The sequence below is a fragment of the Thalassobacillus cyri genome (assembly GCF_900107755.1).
Taxonomy (GTDB): Bacteria; Bacillota; Bacilli; order Bacillales; family Halobacillaceae; genus Thalassobacillus; species Thalassobacillus cyri.
This window is the reverse complement of record NZ_FNQR01000010.1, coordinates 117,174-129,902: the sequence shown is the minus strand read 5'-3', so window position 1 is coordinate 129,902 and position 12,729 is coordinate 117,174. Positions and strand designations below refer to the sequence as shown.

Annotated in this window: 10 protein-coding genes; 9 read left to right on the top strand and 1 reads right to left on the bottom strand. The window is 39.0% G+C overall.

Annotated elements, in window-relative coordinates; translation table 11 throughout:
- Window positions 1–266: 266 nt before the first annotated feature.
- From nirB (BLV00_RS13100) to BLV00_RS13075, 6 genes are all read left to right on the top strand, one after another.
- The gene (gene nirB, locus BLV00_RS13100) at window positions 267–2,621 is read left to right on the top strand and encodes a nitrite reductase large subunit NirB (RefSeq protein ID WP_093045432.1); all 2,355 of its coding nucleotides are present in this window, start codon (window positions 267–269) and stop codon (window positions 2,619–2,621) included.
- 53 nt (window positions 2,622–2,674) lie between these two features.
- Window positions 2,675–4,810: an assimilatory nitrate reductase catalytic subunit NasC gene (nasC, locus tag BLV00_RS13095; protein ID WP_093045431.1), complete on the top strand. Its 2,136-nt coding sequence runs from the start codon at window positions 2,675–2,677 to the stop codon at window positions 4,808–4,810.
- 139 nt (window positions 4,811–4,949) lie between these two features.
- The gene (gene nirB, locus BLV00_RS13090) at window positions 4,950–7,361 is read left to right on the top strand and encodes a nitrite reductase large subunit NirB (RefSeq protein WP_093045430.1); all 2,412 of its coding nucleotides are present in this window, start codon (window positions 4,950–4,952) and stop codon (window positions 7,359–7,361) included.
- 18 nt (window positions 7,362–7,379) lie between these two features.
- Entirely contained in the window at window positions 7,380–7,706 is a 327-nt protein-coding gene (gene nirD / locus BLV00_RS13085; protein WP_093045429.1) for a nitrite reductase small subunit NirD, read from the top strand.
- 55 nt (window positions 7,707–7,761) lie between these two features.
- The gene (gene cobA, locus BLV00_RS13080; RefSeq protein ID WP_093045428.1) at window positions 7,762–8,544 is read left to right on the top strand and encodes a uroporphyrinogen-III C-methyltransferase; all 783 of its coding nucleotides are present in this window, start codon (window positions 7,762–7,764) and stop codon (window positions 8,542–8,544) included.
- Window positions 8,545–9,145: 601 nt separating this feature from the next.
- A complete protein-coding gene (locus BLV00_RS13075; protein ID WP_093045427.1) occupies window positions 9,146–9,766 on the top strand; it encodes a GNAT family N-acetyltransferase in 621 nt (206 codons plus the stop codon).
- 717 nt (window positions 9,767–10,483) lie between these two features.
- Here BLV00_RS13075 and BLV00_RS13070 read toward each other — a convergent pair.
- Complete coding sequence (locus BLV00_RS13070) at window positions 10,484–10,582, bottom strand: YjcZ family sporulation protein (RefSeq protein ID WP_082411984.1); 99 nt, start codon at window positions 10,580–10,582, stop codon at window positions 10,484–10,486.
- Between the two features lie 373 nt (window positions 10,583–10,955).
- Here BLV00_RS13070 and BLV00_RS13065 point away from each other — a divergent pair, with 373 nt between their 5' ends.
- The 3 genes from BLV00_RS13065 (at window position 10,956) to BLV00_RS13055 (ending at window position 12,540) form a co-directional block, all read left to right on the top strand.
- Window positions 10,956–11,375, top strand: coding sequence for a cytidine deaminase (locus BLV00_RS13065; RefSeq protein WP_093045426.1), 420 nt, complete (start codon window positions 10,956–10,958; stop codon window positions 11,373–11,375).
- A 104-nt stretch (window positions 11,376–11,479) separates the two neighbouring features.
- Entirely contained in the window at window positions 11,480–11,803 is a 324-nt protein-coding gene (locus BLV00_RS13060) for a hypothetical protein (RefSeq protein ID WP_245728969.1), read from the top strand.
- Window positions 11,804–11,961: 158 nt separating this feature from the next.
- Window positions 11,962–12,540: a nucleotidyltransferase family protein gene (locus tag BLV00_RS13055; RefSeq protein ID WP_093045425.1), complete on the top strand. Its 579-nt coding sequence runs from the start codon at window positions 11,962–11,964 to the stop codon at window positions 12,538–12,540.
- Window positions 12,541–12,729: the final 189 nt, after the last annotated feature.

Here is a 12,729-nt window from a genome sequence, read left to right as displayed (position 1 = left end):
TCCCGTGCTCTTAATAGCCCTAATACTCTCCATTATGATGGGCTGCAGGATGATTTAACGCTATCTATAAAAGCTTTTAATAGATGGAGAAAATTAAATATAAAAAAAGCAAATAAAATGTTCAAGTAAGAATAACTTGTTAGTTTTTCTTACACAAAGTATGACAAAGGAATATAGCCATGCTAATCTTTTAGTTAAATTTAAAATATTCTCAAATTACCCGGTTCGATGAATAACGTTTTTTGGGTTATATGGAGGTTTAATTCATGGGAAATCATAAATTGGTTTTAATTGGAAATGGTATGGCCGGCGTCCGATGTATTGAACACATATTAAAAGAAGGTACTGCAGCTTTTGATATCACTATTTTTGGAAGTGAACCCCATGGGAACTACAACCGTATTATGCTTTCTTCTATTTTACAAGGAAACACTACGTACGAAGAGATCATGCTCAATCCAATTAACTGGTACGAAGAGAACGGCATTCATTTATTTACTGGTGAAAGTGTCATCTTTATTGATAAGGAAAAGAAAATAATAGAGACAGATAAGGGGAGGAAAGTACCTTATGACAAACTGATTATAGCCACTGGGTCTTCCCCGGCTATTTTGCCGCTAAATGGAGCGGATAAAGAAGGAGTGATTTCTTTCCGTACGATAGAAGATTGTCGGCGCATGACAAAAGCCGCAAAGCTTTATAAAAAAGCTGTAGTCATTGGAGGAGGAGTGTTAGGGCTTGAAGCTGCCAGGGGACTATTGAACCTGGGAATGGAAGTGCATGTGGTTCATCGATCCAAGTACATAATGCAAAGACAGTTAGATGAAACAGCCTCAATTATGCTGCAAAAAGAATTAGAAGGTCAAGGGATCCATTTTCTCCTTAATAAAGATTCAGAGGAGATACTTGGAGATGCGCGTGTGGAAAAACTCCGATTTAAAGATGGAACAGAAATAGCTACAGACTTGGTCGTAATGGCCGTAGGGATTAAGCCAAACATTCAATTAGCAAAAAGCAGCGGAATAAAAACAAACCGAGGCATTGTTGTTGATGGCTATCTTGCGACCAATTCTTGTGATATTTATGCACTCGGAGAATGTGCCGAACACGAAGGGATGACCTATGGTCTAGTGAAGCCTTTATATGAACAAGGAGAAGTACTAGCTAGACATTTATGTAACGATCCCACAAACCCCTATCAGGGGTCTGTCCTTTCTACACAATTGAAGATTTCTGGCGTTGATGTATTTTCCGTTGGCCAATTTATACCAGATGACACAACCCAAGGCATCTATTATCAAAACGAGATTGAAGGCGTTTATAAAAAAGTCTTTTTTCAAGGATCCAAAGCCGTTGGCGCTGTCTTATTCGGAGATACGCGTGAAGGCCCCAAATTATTGGATATGATTGTAAAAGAGAAGGTCATAGCTGATAAGGACAAAGCTTCCTTGTTGGAAGCAGTAAATCCTGCAAAATCTCATGTGGCAAATTTACCTATAACAGAGCACGTCTGCACCTGTAATGCTGTATCTAAAGAGGTAATCATCAAAGCTGTTCAAGAGAATAATTTGAAGACAGTTGAAGAGGTGAGAAGGTGTACAAAAGCTTCCGGTTCGTGTGGTGGCTGTAAGCCCTCCGTAGCTGAGCTCTTAACCTATATTCATAGTGATGATTTTAATGAAGAAGTTAAGGTGGCTTCTTTATGTTCCTGTACTTCTCTAATTGAAGATGAAGTCATAGAAGAAATACAATTGAAAGCTTTAGGCAGTCTTGAGGAAATAATGGACCAACTGAATTGGTCAACCGAAAAAGGATGCTCCAAATGTCGTGCTGCCTTGCTTTATTATTTAGAAATGATCTATCCGTGGTTTGAAAATAGTGAAGAAACTTTATATGTAAATGACCGGATGAATGCTACGTTACAAAGCAACGGTACTTACACCATCGTTCCACAAATCCATGGGGGAAGACCGGATATTGATCAGATGAAAAAAATCACATATGTAGCTGAAAAATATCCATCCATAGAGCTGGTTGTTGCCGGTGATCAGCGCATCCAGTTATCCGGCGTGAAAAAGGAAGAGCTGAATAATGTATGGGTGGATTTGGATATGCCGCTGTATGCTCGTGGATTCAATAAAGTGGCGCCAATTCAAACGAGTGCCGGAGTGTATTTGTGTAATTGTATTGACTACAGTTATTTAGATTTAGTGACAGGTTTGGAGCAAAAAACTGCTCTTTTAAAAACTCCATTCAGGATAACCATAGGTATCTCTTTCTGTTTTCATGACGGAGCAGATGCAACACTCAAAGATCTTGGAGCCATCAGAGTATCGGGAAGGTGGGAAATTTATGTAGGAGGCAGCGTCGGCAAAGATGTTAGACAAGGTCGATTATTGAGTGTAGTTGAAACGGATGAGGAAGCGCAGGAATTTATGCTTAGTTTCATTCAGTATTATCGTGAGTCGTCCCATTACTTGGAGCGTTCCTGGCAATGGATTGAACGAGCCGGGCTTGTTCATATAAGAGAAGTATTATTCAATGATGAAATTCGAACTGAGTTATTAGTGAGGATGGATAAGGACAGGACTCAAAGAAATAGGTCCTTAGTAAAGATATGACGTTGATTAAAATGCGATGATAAATGTTTATGAACTTAAAAGGAGAAGATAGTGTGACCCAGTTAATGCTCAAGTATTTTCGTGATCAACAGAAGAAGCTGGAAGCAGAAAACACATATGATACCCAGTGCCCCTTTTGCAGCATGCAATGCAAGATGCAATTAATCGAGCAGAAAGGTGTGGGCAGGAACACTTATAAAGCGGTCGGCAAAGACAACCCGACCTCACAAGGACGTCTCTGCGTAAAGGGGATGAATGCTCACCAGCACGTGTTGCACAGGGAGCGTATCAAGCAGCCATTGTTGAAAGAGAATGGAAAGTTCAAGCCGGTTACATGGACAGAAGCGTTAAATTGTATCCGTTCTAAATTCAATGAGATACAAGGGACGGACGGTTTAGATGCTGTTTCCGTCTATGGAAGTGCCTCGCTTACCAATGAAGATGCCTACCTATTAGGCAAATTTGCTCGTGTAGCATTAAGGACAAAGCATATAGATTACAATGGCCGCTTATGTATGGCCTCTGCCGCAACTGCAGCAAATCAAGCGTTCGGCATGGATCGGGGGTTCGCTAATTCTTTGCAGGAAATCCCTCACACGCGTTGTATCATTTTAGCTGGCACAAACATAGCGGAATGCCAGCCTACCATTACGCCCTACTTTGAAAAGGCGAAAGAAAATGGAGCCTACATTATTGCGATTGACCCACGCGAAACAGCCACTACAAAAATTGCGGACTTGCATTTAAAAAATCGACCAGGATCAGATGCCGCTCTTGCCAATGGCCTTCTTAAAATCATCATTGATAATCATTTAATAGACAGAGAGTTTATTAGGCAACGTGTCAGCGGATTTGATGATGTTGCACACCATCTTTCTGCTATTCGATTAGAGGATGTGACTGAACATACTGGAATTTCAAGAGAGGATTTATATCAGGCTGCTAGCACTTTTGGTCAAGAAGATTCTGGGATGATATTCACGGCGAGAGGGATCGAGCAGCAAACAGACGGAACAGCTGCGGTGCGTGGTTTTTTAAACATTCTTTTGGCTACAGGAAAGATAGGAAAGCCTTATTCAGGATATGGAGCTGTTACTGGTCAGGGGAATGGGCAAGGAGCACGGGAACATGGTCAGAAGTGTGATCAACTTCCGGGTTATCGTTCAATTGAAAATAACGAAGACCGTCAATATGTGTCAGAGGTCTGGGGGATCAAAGAAAATGATCTGCCTGGTAAAGGAGTCTCTGCCTATGAAATGTTCGAAAAAATGGATGAGGGAATGATAACTGCCATGTTTCTAATGTGTTCCAACCCTGTTGCTTCAAACCCTAATGCGAATTTTGTAAAGAGAGCCATAAAGAAACTTAAGTTCTTTGTAGCTGTCGACCTATTTATTTCTGAGTCAGCTGAATTGGCTGATTTAATACTTCCTGCTTCCTCATATTTAGAGGATGAAGGGACGATGACTAATATTGAAGGTAGGGTGACGTTGAGGGAGGCCAGTCGCTCTGTCCCAGGTGAAGGGAAGCATGACTGGCAAATCATTTGCGACATTGCTGAGGCGCTTGGAAAAGGGGAGTATTTCTCTTTCACTAATGCGGAAGGCATCTTTAATGAGTTGAGGCTGGCAAGTAAGGGAGGCATTGCAGATTATTATGGGATCACTTATGAAAAATTGAGAAATCAAAACGGCGTTTTATGGCCTTGTCCTGATCAGGAGCATAAGGGAACAGAGAGATTATTCCAACATTCTTTTGCTCATGAAGACGGGAAAGCTAAAATGGCGATTATATCCAATAGAGCTCAAGTTTATAAAGACGAAGTAAGTGACGATTATCCGCTTACCTTAACCACTGGACGAGTAATGTCACATTATCTAACAGGGGAACAGACGAGGAGAAGTTCGTCTTTGGCAGCAAGGGAGATAGAATCATGTATGGAGATTCACCCAACAACAGGGAAAAAGTATGGGGTGAAAGACAAGACGCTCGTTAAGATTGAGTCAGAACAAGGACAAATTGTTGTCCGAAGCAAATGGAGCAACAAAGTCAGTAAGGGGGTCGTATTTGTTCCTTTCCATTGGGGTGGTAAGCAGAATGTCAATCGACTCATCTCTGATAAATTGGATCCTGATTGCCGTATGCCAGGCTTCAAAGTGGTTGCTGTGAAAGTAAGTCCTTATTTGTAAAAGAAAAGGCTTACTATAAAAATCATGTCAGGTTTTATGACATAAGGATTGAATGAACTAAGAACTGCCCATACAATGAACAACAATAATAATTGAATTATTCAAAAAAATATCACTATTTATTTGGAGGTTCTGTTGCATGGCAAAGCAAAAACTTGTTCTAATTGGCAATGGTATGGCAGGTATAAGGGCGGTTGAAGAAGTTATTAAGTTATCACCAGAAAAATTTGAAATTACTGTGTTCGGAAGTGAACCATATCCAAATTACAATCGAATTGAATTGTCTAAAGTCTTGCAGGGAGATACAAAAATTGATGATATCACTCTAAACAACTGGCAGTGGTACGAAGAAAACAATATCCTTCTTTATCCAGGAGAGACTGTAACCGTAATTGATAAGGATAGACAACGCATCTTTACAGATAAGGATCGTCAAGTTGATTTCGATAAGTTAATCATAGCTACAGGATCTGTCCCCTTTATGCTTCCACTTCCTGGGGCAGATAAAGAAGGCGTCACAGCATTTCGGGACATTAAAGATTGTGAAAAAATGATGGAATGTGCAAAGGAGTATAAAAAAGCTGTGGTCATCGGCGGAGGGCTCTTAGGTTTGGAAGCGGCTCGAGGATTATTGAACCTTGGTATGGAGGTGGACGTCGTACATATAGCTGATTATTTAATGGAAAGACAGTTGGATAAAACAGCAGGTAAAATGCTTCAAAGGGAGCTTGAGGAGCAAGGGATGAATTTCCTTCTGGAGAAGCAGTCAGCTGAAATTACCGGCAAGGACCGCGTGGAAGGCCTCAAATTTAAAGATGGAGAAGAAATCGAGGCAGATTTAGTTGTAATGGCTGTCGGCATTAGGCCCAACATCAGCTTAGCTAAAGAAAGTGGGATTCCTGTAAACCGTGGAATCATTGTCAATGATCATTTAGAAACCCAGATTCCTAATATCTTTGCTGTAGGGGAGTGTGCGGAGCATAGAGAGATGGTCTACGGTTTGGTGTCACCTTTGTATCAGCAAGGGAAAGAAATGGCGCTCAAAATTTGCGAGTTAGAAGGAGAAGGTTACGAGGGTTCCGTCTTATCAACGCAATTGAAAGTATCAGGAGTGGATGTATTTTCTACAGGAAAAATCAATGAAGAAGAGGGAACGAAAACAATTAAAGTGTTTGACGATTGGAAAGGAATTTATAAGAAAGTCCTTATTGATGATGGAAAAATTACAGGAGCTGTTCTATTTGGCGATACCAAGGATGGCAATCGTCTGTTATCCCTTATCAATAAAGGAGCCGCAATCGAAGAATACACAGATACTGACGGTGCTGATGAAGTAGGAGCGGATTTGGTTGCAGGAATGCCGGACGAAGAAATCATTTGTGGATGTAATGGAGTGACAAAAGGAGCCATTGTTGAATCCATAAACAGGCAAGGGCTCTCAACTGTAGAAGAAGTTAAAGGCTGTACAAACGCTTCAAGATCTTGCGGAGGATGTAAATCTTTAGTATCTGAACTTTTAGAACATACCTTGGGAGATGAATTCAATCAAAATATTAAAGAGTCAATTTGTGCTTGCACGACACTTTCAAAAGAGGAAGTAGTCGAAGAAATTAAAGCAAAAGGATTAACACATACAAAAGAAGTTATGAATGTTCTTGGTTGGAATTCAGAAGAAGGATGTTCCAAGTGTAAGCCTGCTTTGAACTATTACCTTGGCATGCTTAATCCTAAAGAATACCAAGATGAAAAGCAATCCCGTTTTGTAAACGAACGTTTGCATGCGAACATCCAAAAGGACGGTACTTATTCAGTCGTTCCTCGGATGTACGGAGGAGTAACCAATTCGAATGATTTAAGAAAGATAGCCGATGTGGCAGATAAATATGAAGTGAAATTAATCAAAGTCACCGGAGGACAGCGTCTGGATCTGCTCGGGGTAGAAAAAGAAGATTTGCCGCATATTTGGTCGGAATTAGACATGCCTTCTGGATCCGCTTATTCAAAAGGGCTGCGTACAGTGAAAACATGTGTTGGAGCTGACTTTTGCCGATTTGGAACTCAGGATTCCATCGGGTTAGGAGTTCGCTTGGAAAAGAAATTTGAAGGTCTAAATACACCTCATAAAGTAAAAATGAGTGTATCTGCCTGCCCTAGAAACTGCGCAGAAGGGTCTGTCAAAGATATAGGTGTTGTCGGTCTGGATGGTGAGTTTGAAATCTATGTTGGCGGAAACGGTGGCACGCATATGAGGAAAGCGGAATTGTTATGTAAAGTGAAAACAGAGGAAGAAGTTATAGATACTTCAGCCGCGTTTTTACAATATTACAGGGAGGATGCAACTTATTTAGAGCGAACATCAGCATGGGTAGAAAGAGTCGGGTTTGATAAGATCAAATCTGTCCTATCTGATAAGAAAAAGTTCATGGATTTAAATCATAGAATGAATGAAGCTTTGTCTGTTCTTAAGGATCCTTGGAAGGAAGCGTTAGAAGATCAGAACATACTGAAAGATCTCTATCAAAATGTAAAAGTACCTTCAGATTCTTATTAATTTAGAGGAGTGGTTTCGGTGGAAACATTGCTAAATGAAGTCTTTGTTGCAAAAGTAGAGGATCTGCCTGAGAAGATAGGAAAGACCACAGTAGTTGGCGAACTTGAGCTTGCTATATTTAAGTTGGATAATGGCAGGATTCATGCGATAGAAAATCGCTGTCCTCACAAAGGAGGTGTATTAGCTGAAGGAATGGTAAGCGGTGAACATGTGTTTTGCCCAATGCATGACTGGAAAATAAGCGTCAAAGATGGAAAGGTGCAGGAACCAGACGAAGGTTGTGTTCAAACGTTTGACGTTGCGATAAAAAACGGGGAAGTCTATGTCCTATTGCCTGATAAGTAGATGGTGGCCGGATTGCTATCCATATTTGAAAGAGACGAACCTGAGGAGGGATAATATGTCAAAGGTTTACCTAGTTGGGGCTGGGCCAGGAGATGCAGAATTGATTACAGTCAAAGCGCTGAAATGTATTCAAAAGGCCGATGTGATTTTATATGACCGGTTAGTGAATGAAGAGCTGCTGGAGAAGGCTAAATCTAATGTAGATTTAGTCTTTTGTGGAAAGCATCCTAAATTTCATATTTTAAAACAGGAAACCATCAACCATCTGCTTGTAAAATACGCGAAACAAGGGAAGACCGTGACACGGTTAAAGGGGGGAGATCCGTTTGTGTTTGGAAGGGGGGCTGAGGAAGCAGAAGAATTAGCTAAGCATGGAATCTCCTTTGAGGTCGTTCCTGGTGTTACTTCTGGAATTGCTGCTCCTGCTTATGCCGGAATTCCGATTACTCATAGAGATATGGGAAGCTCGTTTGCTGTAGTCGCAGGTTATCGCTGTAAAGGAAGGCATGAGGAAGTAGATTGGAAAAGTTTAGCTAAAGGTGTGGATACACTGGCCATATATATGGGGATCAGTAACCTTCCATACATACGCGAACAACTCCTTCTGAGTGAGAAAAACAAAGAGACTCCTGTCGCTATTGTTCAACAGGGGACCACGGAGCATCAGAGGGTTGTATCGGGAACACTTGATAACATTGTCGATGTAGTAGAAAAGGCTAGAATTAAGAACCCTGCAATAATTGTAGTAGGGGAAGTCGTACGTTTTCGAGACCGCCTCCATCAACTGAGCTTATTAAACAATGATCCAGTTCCCCGGCCAGATGTTATAGAAGCTTGACGAGGGAGGGGGGAATGGAAGCAGTGTATGAAGCAGTTCATTTTATAAATAAGGCTATGAAATTAGTAGATACCCCAATTTATGATGGTGAACCTAATGGCGGCATGATGTGATAGCGCCCAAAACCCTTTCATCATAGGGTTTGAGAACAATTTGACTGGATTTTGACAGGTTTTTAAAATCGTTTACTAAATCTACAGGCCTCTCAAGAGTTCATAAACTTTTGAGAGGCCTTTCTTTTAATAGGTGACCGGTCATCTCCCTTTGGAAAATAATTAAGACAAGCTAGAAGTAAAACAAAATAATCTATTAGGATGGAGTGACCAAGTTAAGACAAGAATTCTATAAGTAAATATTTTAAAAAACGTACCTATTTTAAAAGGCTTTTCTCCTATTTATTGTAAGAGATACAAGTGGCAAAGGGTTGACTTTGAAATAATTGTTATTAAGTGACAGAACTATTATCTCGAAACTGAGTGTTCAAGTATAGGGCAGAATTGTGGAAGACTCAGTTTCGAGATAATAATGATTTAAAATTGAATTTATCGTTGGCCTTTGAAATAATTAATGTGGAAATAAATAGAAAATTCAGGGGGATTTTATGAAAGAAAACATTAATTATTCATTCATACTTGAGGAAGACTTACATGATATTGCCAAGTTATATTGTCGTACTTTTACAGGCGAAAGTTTCTCAAGTGAAGAACTAGAAGCAGCAGTAGAAAATATACATAAGCATACTACCTATGAAGGATTTATAGGTTTAAAAGCAACCGATCTGAGGGGAAAGCTAATAGGTTTTTCATATGGTTATCGAAGTTTCCCTGGCCAATTTTATGGAGAAAAATTGGAAAAACAAATGACACTAGAACAAGCTAGCCATTGGTTAAAAGATTGTTTTGAATTTGTAGAATTAGCTGTTGATTCATCACATAAAAGGAAGGGAGTCGGAAGTTCATTGCACGATAAGACACTTGATGAAGTTCTAAATACTACATCTGTCTTAATTACATCAATAGATAATAATCCAGCTATAATTACAACAGGAAAAGTATTGCATGCTGGATTCAGAGGTCATGCTACAGTTGAGCCTTTTGATAAAAAGATTGCAACTTCTACCCCAATGGCAGGACCAGACAGTAATGAGTTCGGCACAACCTACGATATTCTAGTTAAACAAAAGGATTTTCACAAAGCTACTCAGATACTAAACAAATCCTAAATTAATATCTGGGGTATTAGGCAAATATTCATTTCAATCTCAAGTTTTCCATAATCGGGGGCGATAGTTGCACAGTGGCTAACGCTTATTGTGCTAACGGGGCAGGTTAGCGGAAGAAGGAAAGGATATTTGATGCTACAATATACTGCTAGTAAGTAATAATGGTTTTGCGATATTCTAAAGTTTATTTCTTTTTTGTTTCTTTAGTAGGAAATGAAAAAACTTTATAAATAATCCAACTCCCTATAAAGAAAAGGATTCCAGGAATTAAGAAAATAAAAATGGCGATGTTATTCATAATTAGATTCACTATATGCTCCACCTCTTTTTATTTTATTTAAAGAAGGAGGACTTCTGCCAACGTACAGGGTGGAGTGAATACCCGGGCAGACAGCCTCCCCATAAGTATGAACATATCCATTCTCAGTTATGCGGAAGAGGAAAATCGACCATAATAGCGGTTTTTGTGTTGTTTAGACCCTATTACGCAGTTGGAAATACATGAAAATAAGACGCTTATGGTATGGAGAGATCCATGATAAAAAGTCGAAGCAATGCTTCGACTTGAGGGATAAGGACTACCAACACTACGTAGGCGGCTAATAGTTGTGGATCGCAGTCCCAATAAAATTATTAAAATCTTTCATAAGGTGGGATGAATGGTAATGGCAGTTTGAAAAAAACAAATCTTCTTATTAGAAATTTTTTTTAGACATATTAGTAACGGTCTTTTACAAAAGCTGCACCTACAATAATCAGTAGAATAAACAACACAACAATTAACTCAAAGTTATTTCTATTTCTGCCGTCAGACATAGCTAAACTCGCCTCCTTAAAAAGTTATTGGTAAGAATAAGATGTCTTACATTGATAATATATGCTTCTAATCCTAAGAGGGATGGACGAGAAAACTATGGTAATAGTGGAAACTTTTCTTTCTGAAAAAAGGATATAAACGGCTTAATGAATAGTACGACCCTAATGTGCAATAGAAGATGTACTTGTTCCACTAACAGGTGCGTTAGTTGAAGATCTACTTCAATATCTCGAAATCAAGTCTTCCGTTATAGGGGGCGATTGTCCAATAAAGGCGATCGCTTTTTTACTCACCGAGCCGTTTAGTTTAAGAACGGTTTAAGGTGTTACAATTATGCTGTAATAAGAAAAGGAGTAACTAGGGGGAACAACATTGGATATTGAACAAAAATTATATCAAGCAGCAAAAGAACTGCTTGAAAAAAGATACCCAACTGGCTGGGGTGGTGCAGCAGCAATGTACACTAACAAGGGTGAGATATTGACGAGTGTTGCTCCAGAGGTCATAAATGCTTTAACAGAGTTATGTATAGAAACAGGTGCGATTTTGGAAGCACATAAATTTAATACAAAAATTACTCATTCCATTTGTATTGTAAGAGAAGATGAAAATGAAGAACTTAAGGTATTAACTCCTTGTGGGGTCTGTCAGGAAAGGTTGATGTACTGGGGAAGAGATGTAAAGGTAGCAGTAACTTCAAATGGCGAGACAGCATTGCTTTTCAAAACACTAGAAGAAGTGCAACCTTACCATTGGTCTAAAGCATACAAAGATGAAGAGTTATTCGACTAACAGTTGAGTTATAGATCTGCTTCAATATCTCGAAATCAAGTCTACTGTTAAAGGGCGCGATTGTTCAATATAGACGATCGCTTTTAAACTAACGGGGCAGTTTAGTGAAAGAAGAAGATATTAAAAAAGAGAGGATTTATAAAATGGCTATTGCTATAGGGTATGTAATTGCATTTATAGGTGCGCTTGTAGCTTTTCTGCTAAGTGTAGATAAACCAAAAAATAATAAATATAAGGTATGGGGCATTGCTCTTATGGTACCAATTTCACCAGCTTTAGCTTTTGCGATAGGGTTAACCTATGCATTCATTGTAGAAAATGCTTGGGCAGGATTGATAATGTGGTATATTTTTCCCTTTATCTTCATAATCGGACTCGTTATGTTAATGGTTGGTATTTTCAAGAAAGAAGAAACAAAAATAGTTTGAGATCTTTAACTTAAGGGTGCGTTAGTTAAAGATCTGCTTCAATATCTCGATATCAAGTCTTCCATAAGAGGGGGCAAACCATTAATATATAGTAATAAAAAGTAATAGAGGAAGTTGCAGCCAAAGCGAATACAATCATTAATATTGGGGGTTAGTCATTGAGAATCAAGAACGAGGAAAATGTAATTAAATTGATAAAAGAAGATGAGTGGATGATGGATATACTAAAGGCTGTAAAAACGTTGAATTTGCCTGATTGGTGGATCTGTGCAGGGTTTGTTCGTTCAAAGATATGGGATGTCATTCATAATTATAATTTGAGAACTCCGTTACCAGATGTTGATGTGATTTACTTTAATCCAAATAATGTATGTGAAGCAGAGGAGGAAAAAATCGAGGAAAAGCTGAAAACTATTATTACAAGTATCCCTTGGTCAGTAAAAAATCAGGCTCGAATGCATACTAAAAGTGGTATGACTCCATATTCTTCTTCCGTTGACGGCATCTCTAATTTCCCCGAGACAGTCACATCTTTAGGGGTGAAGATTAACGAAAATGATGATGTAATATTAGCAGCTCCATGGGGGATTGATGATGTTGTAAATTTAGAAGTAAGACCTACACCAGTTTATGATACAAAAGAAAAAAAAGAATTTTACATACATAGAGTTACAACAAAAAATTGGAGTGAAAAGTGGGATAGGTTGAAGGTGTACGGTATTCCTACCTGTAAATAAAATTAAAATGCGTAAGTGAAATATTTATTGAAGTCATCTTGAATTCGAGTCTTCAACTAACGGGGGCAAGAGTTGAAGAAGGAGTGTTTACGAGAATCCGTAAGAACAAAGTAGGTTAACTCAAGATGGAAGATTAGTTAAACATATTTTAAGTTTTAAAATTACACCTGTATTGTTAAAGTTTGTAAA

Coding starts and splice junctions, on each gene's coding strand:
- nirB (WP_093045432.1), top strand. CDS start 267: ATGGGAAATCATAAATTGGTTTTAATTGGAAATGGTATGGCCGGCGTC.
- nirB (WP_093045430.1), top strand. CDS start 4,950: ATGGCAAAGCAAAAACTTGTTCTAATTGGCAATGGTATGGCAGGTATA.
- cobA (WP_093045428.1), top strand. CDS start 7,762: ATGTCAAAGGTTTACCTAGTTGGGGCTGGGCCAGGAGATGCAGAATTG.
- BLV00_RS13075 (WP_093045427.1), top strand. CDS start 9,146: ATGAAAGAAAACATTAATTATTCATTCATACTTGAGGAAGACTTACAT.
- BLV00_RS13070 (WP_082411984.1), bottom strand. CDS start 10,582: ATGTCTGACGGCAGAAATAGAAATAACTTTGAGTTAATTGTTGTGTTG.